Origin of the sequence: Bartonella sp. AU16XJBT (genome assembly GCF_028618665.1) — a bacterium.
GTDB lineage: Bacteria > Pseudomonadota > Alphaproteobacteria > Rhizobiales > Rhizobiaceae > Bartonella.
Genome location: NZ_JAQITF010000001.1, coordinates 111,097 through 127,070 on the forward strand (window position 1 = coordinate 111,097; position 15,974 = coordinate 127,070).

At 38.5% G+C, this 15,974-nt stretch carries 11 protein-coding genes; 4 read left to right on the forward strand and 7 right to left on the reverse strand.

Features of this window, described 5'->3' with window-relative positions:
• Positions 1-88: 88 nt before the first annotated feature.
• Positions 89-1,273 carry a DNA recombination protein RmuC gene (locus tag PVV66_RS00370; protein ID WP_273717475.1) on the reverse strand — a complete coding sequence of 395 codons (1,185 nt, stop codon included), beginning with the start codon at positions 1,271-1,273 and terminating at the stop codon, positions 89-91.
• Positions 1,274-1,364: 91 nt separating this feature from the next.
• Between PVV66_RS00370 and def the strand changes: the two genes are divergently transcribed.
• Genes def through truA form a run of 3 tightly spaced genes read left to right on the forward strand, consistent with a single transcriptional unit; the run spans position 1,365 to position 3,575 of the window.
• Positions 1,365-1,901: a peptide deformylase gene (def, locus tag PVV66_RS00375; RefSeq protein ID WP_273717474.1), complete on the forward strand. Its 537-nt coding sequence runs from the start codon at positions 1,365-1,367 to the stop codon at positions 1,899-1,901.
• Positions 1,901-2,830, forward strand: a complete 930-nt coding sequence (gene fmt / locus PVV66_RS00380; protein WP_273717473.1) for a methionyl-tRNA formyltransferase — start codon at positions 1,901-1,903, stop codon at positions 2,828-2,830. The genes def and fmt overlap by 1 nt, the downstream gene beginning before the upstream one ends.
• A 1-nt stretch (position 2,831) precedes the next feature.
• Positions 2,832-3,575 (forward strand): tRNA pseudouridine(38-40) synthase TruA, encoded by a 744-nt coding sequence (gene truA / locus PVV66_RS00385; RefSeq protein ID WP_273717472.1) that lies wholly within the window; start codon positions 2,832-2,834, stop codon positions 3,573-3,575.
• Positions 3,576-3,607: 32 nt separating this feature from the next.
• Here truA and PVV66_RS00390 read toward each other — a convergent pair whose 3' ends face one another.
• The gene (locus PVV66_RS00390) at positions 3,608-4,471 is read right to left on the reverse strand and encodes an LOG family protein (protein WP_273717471.1); all 864 of its coding nucleotides are present in this window, start codon (positions 4,469-4,471) and stop codon (positions 3,608-3,610) included.
• Between the two features lie 106 nt (positions 4,472-4,577).
• Here PVV66_RS00390 and dapD point away from each other — a divergent pair, with 106 nt between their 5' ends.
• A complete protein-coding gene (gene dapD / locus PVV66_RS00395) occupies positions 4,578-5,426 on the forward strand; it encodes a 2,3,4,5-tetrahydropyridine-2,6-dicarboxylate N-succinyltransferase (RefSeq protein ID WP_273717470.1) in 849 nt (282 codons plus the stop codon).
• 593 nt (positions 5,427-6,019) lie between these two features.
• Here dapD and lepA read toward each other — a convergent pair.
• From lepA to dnaK, 5 genes are all read right to left on the reverse strand, one after another.
• Positions 6,020-7,825 (reverse strand): translation elongation factor 4, encoded by a 1,806-nt coding sequence (gene lepA, locus PVV66_RS00400; RefSeq protein WP_273717542.1) that lies wholly within the window; start codon positions 7,823-7,825, stop codon positions 6,020-6,022.
• 869 nt (positions 7,826-8,694) lie between these two features.
• Complete coding sequence (locus PVV66_RS00405; protein WP_273717469.1) at positions 8,695-9,588, reverse strand: DMT family transporter; 894 nt, start codon at positions 9,586-9,588, stop codon at positions 8,695-8,697.
• A gap of 32 nt (positions 9,589-9,620) precedes the next feature.
• Entirely contained in the window at positions 9,621-10,526 is a 906-nt protein-coding gene (gene argB, locus PVV66_RS00410; protein WP_012230379.1) for an acetylglutamate kinase, read from the reverse strand.
• A gap of 1,253 nt (positions 10,527-11,779) precedes the next feature.
• Positions 11,780-12,922: a molecular chaperone DnaJ gene (gene dnaJ, locus PVV66_RS00415; RefSeq protein WP_273717468.1), complete on the reverse strand. Its 1,143-nt coding sequence runs from the start codon at positions 12,920-12,922 to the stop codon at positions 11,780-11,782.
• A gap of 158 nt (positions 12,923-13,080) precedes the next feature.
• Positions 13,081-14,973 carry a molecular chaperone DnaK gene (gene dnaK, locus PVV66_RS00420; RefSeq protein WP_273717467.1) on the reverse strand — a complete coding sequence of 631 codons (1,893 nt, stop codon included), beginning with the start codon at positions 14,971-14,973 and terminating at the stop codon, positions 13,081-13,083.
• Positions 14,974-15,974: the final 1,001 nt, after the last annotated feature.

Here is a 15,974-nt window from a genome sequence, read left to right on the forward strand (position 1 = left end):
ACAAAACAAAATAGAGATACTAAAAAATTATTACCAATCAATAAAGAACATGATCCTAACTTGTGATCGTTGAGAAGCTTGATTTACTTTATTCTTCATCAACCAAACGCAATATTTGCGACTGAGTTGATGTTGTCATTTTTGCTGGTTCAGAATAATTTTCTTTTAATTCGACAGTTTCAATGCGATTTGCCCGTTTCATAATTTTAGAGGACGATATTAAAATTCCCTCTATATCTTCTCCTGCTTTGTGAAAGTGCTTCTGTAGTGCGCGAACACGGCTATCCATTCGTCCAAAATCTTCCATCAATTTTGCTACTTCTGATTGAATTAAATGCGCTTGTTCACGCATCCGCGCATCTTTCATAATGGTTTGTACAACTTGGACAGAGAGCATCAACAAAGACGGTGAAACAATAATCACATGGGCTCTATTGGCTTTTTGTACCAATGGCTCAAAATCCTCATAAATTGTCGCAAAAATCGATTCCGATGGTACAAAGAGAAAAGCGGTGTCATGGGTTTCTCCAGGAATTAAATATTTTTGCGCAATATCACGGATATGGACTTCCATATCCGTGCGAAATTGGCGTTCTGCCTCTTGACGTTCTTGAGCTGTTGTTGCTTTACGCATGGTATTCCAAGCTTCCAGAGGAAATTTAGCATCCACAACAAGAGAAGGCGCTTTATTTGGCATGTGAATGAGACAATCTGGCCGCTTTCCATTTGAAAGAACAGCTTGAAAAGCATAAGAATTTAGTGGTAGAGCATCAGCAATAATTGCTTCCATCCGCCCTTGACCAAAAGTACCACGCGTCTGCTTATTGCTTAAAATGGATTGCAGTTGGACAACTTGTCCCGTAAGTGACTGAATATTATTTTGCGCTGCATCAATGACCGCTAAACGCTCTTGCAAACGATTTAAATTCTCATAAGTTGATTTTGTCTGTACCTGAAGTGTTTGACCTATATTGGCTGTCATGCCATTGAGTTGCTCACTGAGTGACTTATTCAATTCAGCCTGTCTTTGACCGAAAATTTCAGCCATCGTTTGCATTCGCCCTTGCATTTCAGCTTGTGTTTTGAGCAATGTAGCCATCTGCTCTTGTGCCTCACGCGCACGCTTGGCAACTTCACTTTCCAAAAATGCCTTTTTTCGATGAGAATAAATCAACATAAAAAATGCTAAGCAAAGGAGTATCAATAAAAGCAGGGCGCTCAGTTTCGTAAACGACTCATCAGCAAGTATAAAAGAAAAAAACGAATCAAACATGAGAAGTAATATAACGCCCTCATCATAAAAAAGCGCAAGAATTTGTTATTCAATATTGACCCATAACAAAGCATTGATTAATCTATTCCGCATGCCAATAAAATCTTTAGTGACTTTACCAGATCCGATTTTACGGGAAGTATCCAAACCCATCGACCAAGTCGATACAGCTCTCCAGAAGCTCGCGGATGATATGCTCGAAACTATGTATAATGCTAAAGGTATTGGTCTTGCTGCTATTCAAATTGGCATACCACTACGCATGTTGGTTATAGATGTCTCTGGAAATTCTGAAGATAAGCAGAAAAAGCCCTTTGTTATTATCAACCCTGAGATTTTATGGCTTTCAGATGAGCGCAATATTTATAAAGAAGGTTGTCTTTCTATTCCTGACTATTTTGCGGAAGTTGAACGCCCTAAACGCCTGCGTGTTCGCTATCAAAACCGTGAAGGAAAACAAAAAGAAATTGAAGCAGATAATCTGTTGGCAACTTGCTTGCAGCATGAGATTGATCATCTAGATGGCCGCCTGTTTATCGATCATATTTCAAAAATCAAACGGGATATGGTGATACGAAAATTTAAAAAACGCGCAAAAGAAAAAACGACGCAGGAAGCAGTTTTGTAATGGCATTACGTTTGAGTTTTATGGGAACACCAGATTTTTCTGTTCCCATTTTACATGCTTTGTTAGATGCGGGGCATGATGTTGTCGCCGTTTATAGCCAACCTCCTCGCCCAGCAGGACGTCGTGGTCTTAAACTTATCCCCTCAGCTGTACAAAATGCAGCAGAAGAAGAATCTATTCCCGTATTCACGCCCAAAACACTCAAAACAGCCGAACAACAAGCTCAATTTGCAGCACTTTGTGTTGATGCGGCTGTTGTGGTTGCCTATGGACTTTTGTTACCCAAAGCTATTCTTGAAACACCGCGTTTTGGTTGTTTTAACGTCCATGCTTCACTCTTACCACGTTGGCGCGGTGCTGCACCTATCCAGAGAGCAATTATGGCTGGTGATAAAGAAACAGGGATAATGATCATGAAAATGGACGAAGATCTTGATACGGGACCTATCGCTCTTTCTCACTCCATCTCCATTACTGATAACATCACTACTACTGAGCTTTCAAACAAACTTTCACATATTGGTGCAAAACTTATGATAGAAACTCTATCAACTCTTGAAAAAGGACAACTCAAACTGACCCCACAATCAGAAGAAGGCATAACTTATGCCGCCAAAATCAAAAAGGAAGAAACCCGCATTGATTGGACAAAATCTGCTGAATTTATTCATAGGCATATCCGTGCGCTTTCTCCCTCTCCTGGTTGCTGGTGCAATATGAATATCGGTGGACGAGAAGAACGCGTAAAAATTCTTGAAAGTCGTTTAATAACAGGCCCTTCTCTTGAAATTGGTCGAATAGAACCAGATTCTTTGATTATCCATTGTGGTCAAGGACGCCTTGAGATAACTTCTCTCCAAAGATCTGGTGGTAAAGTCCTTGAGAGCGCAACCTTTTTGCGAGGCGCTCATATTTCTGCTATTTTTTGATATGCCACGTTTTAAACTCACTCTTGAATATGATGGATCAAATTACGCTGGCTGGCAGCGTCAAACAGAGCTTCACACGATACAAGGAGCTCTTGAACAGGCAATTTTTCGCTTTAGTGGACAACAATTAACCATTACAACTGCGGGTCGAACGGATGCAGGGGTGCATGCTACAGGGCAAGTTTCCCATGTTGATTTCATAAAAAACTGGCCCCCCCATACTATACGAGATGCGCTCAATGCTCTTTTACGTCAACAGAGTGAAGCAATTTCAATCTTAAATGTAGAAAATGTCCCTGATGATTTTGATGCGCGATTTTCCGCTATCAAACGCCATTATCTTTTTAAAATTCTCAATCGTCGCTCTCCACCAGCCTTAAATGCCAAACGCGTGTGGTGGTTGCCAAAACCTCTTAATGTTGAAGCTATGCATGAAGCGGCTCAAAAGCTTGTCGGAAAACATGATTTTACAACTTTCCGTTCAGCACATTGCCAAGCCAAAAGCCCTATTCGGACCCTTGAACGCCTCGATGTTCAAAGAGAAGGAGAAGAAATTTTCATTTATGCGAAAGCCCGCTCTTTTCTTCATCATCAAATCCGTTCATTCGCAGGAAGCCTCATGGAAGTGGGTATTGGACGTTGGACAGCTCAAGATCTTGAAGCAGCTCTTCATGCTAAAGATCGTAAACGTTGTGGTGTTGTTGCTCCCCCTTCAGGACTTTATTTAACTAAGGTAGAGTATTAACTGTCCCACAAAAATGACTTTTTCAAAAGCAATTAAGGCAGTTTATAAAAAGAACGAATTTCTTTGAAAGCTTCTGCTGCTGTATTGACAAATTTCACCAAATTAATATCCGCAGGAGAGATTGTACCTTGCAAAGCTAAATATTCAAAATTGATAGCATTGCTCCAAAATTCTTTGCCAAACAATAAAATTGGTACCTGTTTCATACGTCCTGTTTGTATTAAAGTTAACGTCTCAAACAACTCATCCAAAGTCCCAAATCCTCCAGGAAAAATAGCTAATGCTTTCGCGCGTACTAAAAAATGCATTTTTCGCATCCCCAAATAGTGAAAATTGAAACACAAATGCGGAGAAATATATGAATTAGGCTCTTGCTCATGCGGTAAAATAATATTCAAGCCAACCGTTGGCGCACCAACATCACAAGCACCACGATTTCCTGCTTCCATAATCCCTGGTCCGCCTCCTGTGACAACCACAAATTCACGGTATTCTGTTTTTGCCGAATAGAGGGAACACAAACGTGCAAATTCTCTTGCTTCATCGTAATAACGTGACATAGCGCACAAATTTTTCTTTTGTGTTTCATTTTTTGCAGCCCACGCTGTTTGCCCAGGTTCAGGAATACGTGCACCACCGAACAAAACAACTGTTGATTGAATATTATATTCTTTAAGTGTTATTTCCGGCTTTAAAAATTCAAGACCAATACGTTGTGAACGCAGCTCTGGACGCATCATAAAATCTTGATCGATATAGGCTAAACGATAAGTCGGAGAACGCATTTGTGCTGAATTAGAGACTTTATGGATCTGTTGTAGAGCTTCCTTCGTATGAAGAAGGGGGGTCCAATTTTCTCGTTCTTCTTTTCTTTTTTCTTTACAGCCCTTTTTCATGCACCTGTCCTACTTTCTCATCGTTTTATTGACTGAAAACATTTCTTCGCGTAGGTCATAGAGAATAAATCTTGAAGCTTTCAACTTGTTTAACGGAACTTTCGTCATGACCCATCTCACACAACTTGAAATCATTATCGAAAAAGCATTTGATGATCGCGATTCTATTAATACTACCACAAAAGGTGAAATTCGTGAGAGTGTCGAACACACATTGAACCTTCTTGATAAAGGTGAAATCCGTGTTGCAGAACGGCAAAAAAATGGACAATGGCATGTTCATCAATGGTTGAAAAAAGCTGTTCTGCTCTCTTTTCGCCTCAATACCATGCAAATTATTGTTGGTGGAATCAATGGAACACATTGGTGGGATAAAGTTCCTTCGAAATTTTCTGGTTGGAAAGAAGATGATTTTCAAAAAGCGGGGTTTCGTTCTGTTCCTGGAGCGATTGTACGCCATTCTGCCTATGTTGCACCAAACGTCATACTCATGCCATCCTTTATCAATCTTGGCGCTTTTGTCGATGAGGGTACAATGGTTGATACATGGTCAACCGTTGGTTCTTGCGCACAAATTGGTAAACATGTTCATCTTTCCGGTGGTGTTGGTATTGGAGGTGTTTTAGAACCACTGCAAGCAAATCCAACCATCATTGAAGATCATTGCTTTATTGGTGCACGCTCTGAAGTTGTCGAAGGCTGTATTATTCGTGAAGGCGCTGTTTTGGGAATGGGCGTTTTTATTGGAAAATCCACCAAGATTATTGATCGTACAACAGGAGAAATTTTTATCGGTGAAGTACCAGCCTATTCGGTTGTTGTTCCAGGATCTCTCCCTGGAAAACCACTCCCAAATGGTGAAGCAGGCCCAAATCTTTATTGTGCTGTTATCGTAAAACGGGTTGATCAAAAAACACGAGAAAAAACATCCATTAACGATCTTTTACGTGATTAGACACACTGTTGATTTATAGTGATCATTCATTGTTTTTCAACTTGAATAACACCCTCAAATACAAGGATTCTCTCATTTCAAATCCTTTCATACTGCATCAATCGCTCTCATTTCTTTGTGCATCCCAAACGCAGTTAGTGTATGCGTAAGACACGCTTCAATAAAAAGAGTAAAAATGTCTTTAATAACGCTCTCAAACAACACTAAGAGCTATCATAACATTTTGAACGCGCAAAGAGTGTGATGATAGCCACCATGCGTCTTTATGACATATAAAGATAATCGCGCCAAATAGGTTTTATGTCATTCACGGAGGCTTTACCGTTATACTTTTTACGAACTACCATTGTGAAATGAGATCGGATGTATTGAGAGGTATTTCTTTACAATAAACACGCTAATGTGCAATACAAATATATTTTGTTTAAAGCATTCCGTTTTACGTTTACGTGAGCAATGTGACACCATGAAAAAAACATTCTACCTAAAAATGTAATTACTGCGCAATTTCCATTTAAAAGCACTCTTTTAAAACTGAACCAATCAACAAAAACAAAAGTGCAATAAATTAAGAGAAAATACTCCTTTTTTCATTATTTATTCATTTTGAGCGCTTGAATAAAAGCTGACTGAGGAATTTCTACCTTTCCAAATTGGCGCATCCGTTTTTTACCTTCTTTTTGCTTTTCCAAAAGTTTGCGCTTACGCGTTACATCGCCCCCGTAACATTTCGCTGTCACATCTTTACGCAAAGCACGAATTGTTTCGCGCGCTATAACTTTACCACCAATAGCCGCTTGAACTGGAATTTGGAACATATGCTGGGGAATAAGATCTTTCAGTTTTTCGCACATGGAACGCCCGCGCTTTTCTGCAATCGTGCGGTGCACAAGCATCGACAATGCATCAATAGACTCTCCATTCACCAAAATAGACATTTTAACTAAATCCCCCTCTGCATAATCCGTCATCTGATAATCAAAAGAAGCATACCCCTTTGAGATCGATTTTAGACGATCATAAAAATCAAAAACGACTTCATTCAGTGGTAAATCATACGTCACCATAGCACGCGTTCCAACATAGGATAAGCCAACCTGTACCCCACGCCGCTCTTGGCACAATTCTAAAATTGACCCAAGATAATTATCAGGAGTCATGATTGTCGCTCGGATCCACGGTTCTTCGATGGAAGAAATTTTAACCAGATCAGGCATATCTGCCGGATTGTGTAACTCTTTAACAGAACCATCATTCATATTCATGCGATAAACAACTGAAGGTGCTGTCGCAATTAAATCCAAATTAAACTCACGCTCTAACCGTTCTTGAATAATTTCAAGATGAAGAAGCCCCAAAAAGCCACACCGAAAACCAAACCCCAAAGCCGCGGATGTTTCCATTTCAAAAGAAAAACTCGCATCATTTAAGCGTAATTTGCCCATGGCTGCACGTAAATCTTCAAAATCAGCAGCATCAATTGGAAAAAGTCCACAAAAGACAACCGGTTGCGCAGGTTTAAAACCAGGCAAAGCATTTTCACAAGGACGACGCTCTTCAGTAATCGTATCCCCAACCCGTGTATCGGCAACCTCTTTGATAGAAGCAGTGATAAAACCAATCTCGCCTGGTCCTAATTCATCAACCTGGACCATTTTAGGTGTAAATACCCCAACGCGCTCAACGGGATATTTTGCCCCCGTCCCCATCATACGAATGGTTTGACCTTTTTTTAAAATACCATCTATCACCCGTACCAAAACAATGACGCCAAGATATGCATCATACCAGCTATCAACCAACATTGCCTTCAAGGGATTTGCAATATCACCCGTGCGTGGAGGTGGTAATTGTGTAACAATTGCCTCCAAAACATCAGGAACACCCAAACCTGTTTTTGCTGATATTTCTACCGCTTGAGATGTATCAATGCCTATCACATCTTCAATTTGTTCTTTAACACGCTCAGGTTCTGCTGCTGGAAGATCAACTTTATTGAGCACAACGACCAACTCATGGGAATTATCAATGGCTTGGTAAACATTTGCCAAAGTTTGCGCCTCGACACCTTGGCTTGCATCCACTACCAACAGAGAACCTTCACAAGCTGCCAGTGAACGTGAAACCTCATAAGCAAAATCCACATGACCAGGTGTATCCATAAGATTTAGAATATAGGTTTCACCATTCTTTGCCTTATAGTGTAAACGGACTGTTTGTGCTTTAATAGTAATCCCACGTTCACGCTCAATATCCATGGAATCAAGCACTTGTTCCTTCATCTCACGTGTATCAAGTCCCCCTGTTATTTGAATCAAACGATCCGCTAAAGTGGACTTGCCGTGATCAATATGCGCCACGATGGAAAAATTACGAATATAATTACGATCTCTTGTCATATAAGGCGATTTAGCAAAGAATAATACAAAACGCAAAGACCAATTATGTCCTCTTGAGAACCTTTCAAAAGAATATTAACCAAAAGAGTTTCTCAAAACACAACTTCTCATAGCTTAAAAAATAAGATTTTTGTCTACTCAATTAAATACCAAAGGGACTAAAATGATTTTTTCACATCTTGTTTGATGGCTCATAGATTGGATAAACTGGTACCATCACACACTTTGCCAACCTCCAATATTTCGATGATCCTTGATACTTGAAAGAATTTATAGGAGGTATGCCTTTCTTGTGGAGTTTTAACCACGTAGACCACCCGCTTATGGCGTGCAAGCAAGTGATTTGGATTGATTTCACATGAAAAAGATTTGAAATGATGCTCTGTGATTTTTACAAACTGCACGCGGACCACCAATGAGTGGGAAATTTGTCTTTTTAAAAAGCGTGGGAATATACAACATTATGGGGAACCGCTTTGAGCGTTCTATTTTGTTTGAAAAGCATAATCCCATGAAAGAACAAAAGAAATAACACAGCACCAATGCACAATCCCCATTATAGGTATTATCTTGGATGTGTTTTGAAAGTTGTAAAGCCAAATTTAAAAATAACAATAAAGATGAGAGCTGGTTTTTATCTTTATCCCTTCATATTTTAATCCCATGAAGGTTATCTTCCCGTTTCAGAAGTCAGAAAAAATAAAGACTCTTGCTCTAGTTTGGCATACAAAAGCAGAAACAGCTTATAAAGCCTCTTCATCATCTTTAATTTTAAAAAAGCCTCAAAAATGAAAACTCTGCAAGCAAAAAACGCATGCAATAAAATCATCATAGTAAAGATGCATCGCTCACCAATTTTTTCAATTGCTTTATTTTTTTTTACGCCATTGTGAAGGTTGTAATTCAGCAACAATAATCCCAATCAGAATAAGCAAACCACCCAATAAAGCTAAAGGAGATAAATGCTCTCCAGCCAAACGCCCAACGATACCAGCCCATACCGGTTCACCTGCATAAATGAGTGTTGCACGCGTAGGGGAAATAGACTTTTGTGCCCAATTCATAGCCAATTGAATAATAGCACTCATTAATGCCAATCCCATACCAACACTAAACCATACCCACGAAAATTCAGGAATGCTTTCACCCATCAAAGGCATACAAGCAAATGAAAAAAAACCGCTAAAGAATAACTGAATAATGGTCACACGCCGACTATCAACCTTGTTGGCAAAAATTCCGATGAGTATGACTTCTCCAGCAATCGCTAAAGCGCCCAACAAAGTCAAAATTTCACCTTTTGAAAAATCAAAACTTCCCGGCTTTTGTCCTGAAACAAGGACAAGCCCAATAAAAGCGAAAATAATACCAACCCAACAGGCAAAACGGGGAGGTTTTTTAAAAACAATCCATTGCAAGATTGGAACCATCGGAACATAAAGCGCTGTGATAAAAGCCGACTGACTACTAATAATCGTTTGAAGTCCAGCTGCTTGAAAAGCATAACCAAAAAACATGGATAAACCAATTGCCATCCCAGCGAAAACTTCATAAACAGTTATACCTTTTATAGAGCGCCAAAAAATTGCTCCACATATAAGAGATGCAACAATAAAACGAAATCCAACAAAAAACAAAGGACCGCTATAGCGTACCGCAATGTGAATGACTAAAAATGTAATCCCCCACAATATTGTTGCAGCAAATATTGCCAATTCTGGTTTACTTAATAAAGGATATTTAAACTGTTTTATATTCGTCATGAAAGGCCTTCTCCTCCAATTTTCCGCACAATTTATGAAACAATAAGCGTTCCAACTCCCTGTTCGGTAAACAGCTCTAGTAAAACAGAATGAGGGGTTTTTCCATTTAAAATGACAACACCTTCCACACCATTTTGAAGGGCTTTCACACAAGTTTCTACTTTTGGAATCATGCCTCCTGAAATTGTTCCATTTTTGATAAGTTTCTCAGCTTCAGAAACTGTCAATTCCTTTAAAAGTTTGCCCTGTTTATCCAAAACACCAGGAACATCCGTGAGGAATAAAAGACGTTTTGCCTCTAATGCACCAGCAATAGCTCCAGCAAAAATATCAGCATTAATATTATAGGTTTTACCATCCCGACCTGGAGCTACAGGAGCAAGAACTGGTATCATTTCAGAACATGCTAAAAGGTCCAGCAATGTACGATCAACTTCAATAGGCTCACCAACAAACCCCAAATCTAAAACACGTTCAATATGTGAATCAGGATCAATGACAGTTCTATAAGCCTTTTCGGCAAAAACCATATTGCCATCCTTACCACACAGCCCTATTGCCCATTCACCCTCAGCATTGATGAGAGCAACTATTTCCTTATTGATGGAACCCGCTAAAACCATTTCAACCACTTCAACGATCCGCTCATCGGTTACCCGTAAACCGTTTTCAAATCGTGATTCAATCCCCATTTTCATTAAAATTTCAGCAATTTGAGGCCCACCACCATGAACAACAACAGGATTAATCCCCGATTGCTTTAATAGAGCAATATCACGCGCAAATGCCCGCCCCAAAGCAGGATCACCCATAGCATGACCGCCATATTTTACCACAACCGTTTCATTTTCGTATTTTTGCATATAAGGTAAAGCAGACGATAAAAATGCTGCTTGTTTTTCCAAAACATCGACAGCACTGTTTTTAGCATCATCCATTAATAGAGCCTCCTCATCACTTTTTACTATCTCTTAGTGAAATTTAGGAAAAGTGAAAACAATAAAACAAAGCTTTACTCTATCCATCCCCCTGAAAATCGTCAATTTTCCTTCAAATTACGAAAAAGTAATAACGAGATGAAATAAGAAAACAACTTCCTCAATAAAGTTAACAGCGAAAAATTAAACAAAATAAGCGCAAAAAACGTCATTATTTTATGATCTTATGTATAAAATCGAATAGTAAAATTTTTAAGCTACGCTGTAAAGTCAACTCATTAGTTTACCCTTATGGATACTTAACAATGAATGGGAATATATACAACCATTGATTTTGTAAGATAAAAACAAAATTTTCTTATAATAATAAAATCAATATATTACCGACATAGAAATCGCTCAATTGCTTTATTTATATTTTATCTAAAATTGAACATTCAAAAATAATCAATTAAATAATTTATGAAAATGCGCGTTTTAGAGAATTATAATAAACTGATTTATAATCATAATTTACCGTTATCCGAAAAAATAACCTCTATTTTAGAGGAAGCTATGGTTAAGACTATGAAAATAGCACCTATACAATCGATAATGAGAGGTTATATTATTGGGAAAAGATGGATTGCCCAACAGCTTCTTTAGCCTTACTTGATAGAATCTTGCCATTTTGTAGTTTTATTATAGAGCTTTAAAAGGGATGTTGAATGAACAAATCATAAAAAAAGAAAGATAAACACAAAATTCTGAATGCTTGGTTCCTTCCTTTTCTTTAAATTTAAAGAAGAAGGTTCTTAAGGGATTTTGCCCGTAAATAATCTGGATTTTTACTGGGATGGTTTCACTTGATGGTCGCTCATGTGATTTTATTTACATAAGACTCTACGAACAAGGCTAATAACCACGTACTTCTAAAAACACTTCATGTGTACAAAAAGGCTTACCTGGCTTGTATCACCACCTTAAATGACGATCTTTTACGGCACAACAAGATCAATGCTGTTAACACTAGAAATATTATCAGTCATTCAATTGCATGCCTTATATGGATAAGCCCTTTTTAAAATGTTATAGACACTCAAAAGCAAGACTTATCCATAAAATCCATGAAATGTAAAAAAACTTTCCGCAGCAGGAACTTACCCTAAATTAATTGTTTCTCTCTTTTCAAAGATGATAAGAAAATAGAAAGCTTAATGAAAATAACCTTCCAAAAGTGTTTTCTCGCTTATTCTGAATAACGTTCACATATTTTAACCAGAAATATTTTCAAAAAATTCTTTCATACGTGAAAAAAAACCATGTGATTGTGGTGAATTCTCATGATTTGAGAGTTTTTCAAATTTTTGCAACAGTTCACGTTGCTCTTGCGTAAGTTTCTGCGGTGTCTCAATCGTAATATGGATGTAAAGGTCACCCCTTGCTTGCTGACGACGCAACATAGGCATGCCTTTGCCTTTAAGGCGGAATTGACGTCCATTTTGTGTCCCCTCTGGAATCTTAACACGTGCTTTAACACCATCAAGATCAGAAACCTCAAACTCTCCTCCTAAAGCCGCTGTTACCATCGAAATAGGAACACGACAGTGAAGATCTGCTCCTTCTCGCTGAAAAAATTCATGCGGTTTAACGGAAAGAAAAATATAAAGATCACCATTGGGACCACCACGAATACCAGCATCCCCCTCACCAGAAAGACGAATACGCGTCCCATCTTCAATACCAGCTGGAACATTCACGCTCAATGAACGTTTTTTCTCTATGCGTCGTGTCCCCTGACATTTGGGGCATGGATCCGTAATCGTTTCACCACGTCCATGACATGTAGGACATGTTCGCTCAATAGAAAAGAAACCTTGTGCAGCACGCACACGACCAGATCCATGACATGTTCCACAAACTTGTGGCCTAGATCCTTTTCTCGCACCTGAGCCTTCACAAACATCGCATGTGACGGAACTAGGAATATTAATTTCTGCAGTTTTTCCTGAAAATGCCTCTTCTAAAGTCACTTCCATATTATAACTCAGATCTGCACCACGTTCGCGACCATCACCACGCTTACGGTGCCCACCTCCCATAATCTCACCAAAAAAGTCTTCAAAAATATCAGCAAATCCACCACCGGCAGCAAAACCGCTAAAGGGATTTCCTCCCCCTTGACCACCGCTATTTTCAAAAGCCGCATGACCAAACCGGTCATAAGCAGCACGCTTTTGGGGATCTTTAAGAACTTCATAGGCTTCGCCAATTTCTTTGAATTTTCGCTCTGCCTCTTTATCCCCGGCGTTGCGATCAGGATGATATTGCATTGCCAACTTACGAAAAGCAGATTTCAACTTTTTATCATCACATTCACGAGTCACGCCAAGAATTTCATAATAGTCAACCTTCATCATGTATTCCTGATAGTTTTTCTATCATCCATCTTTATGGATAATATCGCTTTTAATTTATATTTTTAGCAACAAAGTTGCAACTTATCTCAAATAATAAAGCCCAGCCTTATATTTCAAAGGCCGGGTTTATAAATTAATCAACACATATGCTGACACTATTTCTTCTTATCATTAACTTCTTCAAAATCAGCATCGACAACATCATCATTCTTTGTCTCTGTTTCAGCGTCAGCGCTCGCTGCTTGTGAAGTTTCATACATAGCCTGACCAAGTTTCATACTGACTTCTGCTAATTTTTGCATCTTTGCTGTTACTGCTTCCGTATCACTGCCTTCAAGTGCAGATTTCAAATCAGATATTGCTGTTTCAATCTGTCCTTTTTCTTCGGCTGATACTTTATCGCCATATTCATTGAGCGACTTTTCAGTTGAATGAATAAGAGATTCGGCTTGATTCCTAGCTTCAACACCTTCACGGCGTTTTTTATCTTCAGCCGCGTGCTCTTCTGCATCCTTTACCATTTTTTCAATATCAGCATCACTTAAACCACCCGATGCCTGAATACGAATTTGATGCTCTTTACCAGTTCCTTTATCTTTGGCCGAAACATTAACAATACCATTTGCATCAATATCAAAAGTAACTTCAATTTGAGGTATACCACGCGGTGCTGGGGGAATACCAACAAGATCAAATTGAGCCAATAACTTATTATCACTCGCCATTTCCCGTTCACCTTGGAAAACGCGAATAGTTACAGCACTCTGGTTATCATCAGCTGTTGAAAAAACTTGCGATTTTTTCGTTGGGATAGTGGTATTGCGCTCAATGAGACGTGTGAAAACCCCACCCAAGGTTTCAATACCCAAGGATAAAGGTGTTACATCTAGCAGCAATACGTCTTTGACATCGCCTTGTAAGACGCCCCCTTGGATGGCTGCACCCATTGCGACAACTTCATCGGGATTAACACCTTTGTGTGGATCTTTGCCAAAGAAGTTCTGCACGACTTGCTGAATCTTGGGCATACGTGTCATACCGCCCACTAAAACAACTTCGTCAATCTCACCAGCCTTTAATCCAGCATCTTTCAACGCAGCTTTACAAGGCTCGATGGTACGCTGCACTAAATCGTCAACCAGAGATTCAAATTTTGCCCGAGTCAATTTCATTGTTAAGTGCTTGGGACCTGATTGATCTGCCGTGATAAATGGTAAATTGATTTCTGTTTGCTGTGATGACGAAAGTTCAATCTTTGCTTTTTCTGCCGCTTCTTTTAAACGCTGTAAAGCGAGTTTATCATTTTTCAGATCAATTCCTTGCTCTTTTTTGAATTCATCTGCAAAATAACCAACCAAGCGCATGTCAAAGTCTTCACCCCCTAAGAATGTATCTCCATTGGTTGATTTAACTTCAAAAACGCCATCTCCAATTTCAAGGACTGAAATGTCAAATGTACCACCACCAAGGTCGTAAACAGCAATTGTTTTTCCATCCTTTTTGTCCAAACCATAAGCTAAAGCAGCAGCAGTCGGCTCATTAATAATTCGTAAAACTTCAAGTCCAGCAATTTTACCCGCATCTTTAGTCGCTTGACGTTGCGCATCATTAAAATAAGCAGGAACAGTAATAACCGCTTGTTCAACTTTTTCACCAAGATAAGATTCAGCTGTTTCCTTCATTTTTTGCAAAATCATCGCTGAAATTTGCGATGGAGAATATTTCTTACCGGCTTCTTCAACCCATGCATCACCATTGTCACCTTTAACGATTTTATAAGGCACAAGCGCTTTATCTTTTTCAACCATAGGATCATCAAAACGGCGCCCTATCAAACGTTTCACTGCAAAGACTGTCCCTTCAGGATTTGTTACCGCCTGCCGTTTAGCAGGCTGTCCAACAAGCCGCTCTCCCCCATCAGTAAAGGCAACAACGGAAGGTGTTGTTCGCGCTCCTTCTGAGTTTTCGATAACCTTTGCGTTTTTGCCATCCATAACAGCCACACAAGAGTTCGTCGTCCCCAAATCAATACCAATTACTTTTGCCATATTATAATCTCCATTCAGCAAGCTACCTCAACCTCCATAAAGCATCTTTTTAAGGTAGCTCCTCATAACACTTAAAGCCCGTATATTACCTCAAGCAACATAAAATAATAATAAACCGCAAGTCACAACAAGCCTCGCTGCCTCGTATATAAGAACAGGATTTTATTGCTACAAGAGAATAATGAGAGAAACATCTCCAAAATAAAAAATTTCTCTTAAAATGGGCTCTCTAATGACCCATAAATACCATATTTATGAAAGACTTGAGATCATAATACATTTTTCTTGCAATTCTCAACAAACATATTTCTCTATAAACATTAAAAAAATAAAAAGAGTAATCGCACACGCGTTCTTGATCTCTCATTATTAATTAAGAAATACTTACGTAAAAGCTTTTTTAAAATATCGCTTAAAAGCGAATAACTTATATCACAAATATTATAAACCTTCCTTAGACTAAAATAGCCGTCATATCTTATGATAATTATTTTTTATGAGCCTCCTTCATAGTATTAAACGGTGCTTTTCCAAATGCTCATATCGATAACGGTATCATCTATCGATCTCCTCTCAAAAATTCTTCTTCTAATAGCCTCATCATTCATTGCTATGCTGCTATTTGAAAGCTGTGCTTTAAACTCACCTAAAGAGCTTTTTTCTTAACTGTATAGTTCTGAAATTTGAAAATATATAAAAATGCCTCCGTCGAAACGCTTTAAAATGTCAAAAGCTGTTGTAATATTAAGAGTTGATCAAGTGTATGATCTTTTTGTATTATATTTTTATTCAGTAAAATAGTAGTAGACCATAAATGGACCATAAATTTTTACCATTTACAAATACTTTTGTGAGATGAACACAAAAGCGTTGAGAGGTGCTTTATCTTTGTAAATCTTACTGTCTTCCTTTAAAATCCAAAAATTCTATGATTTCTATTTTCATAATTTAAACCAATTTTATTTGAGCAATTATTTCTTTTATTTTTATTTTAAATAAAA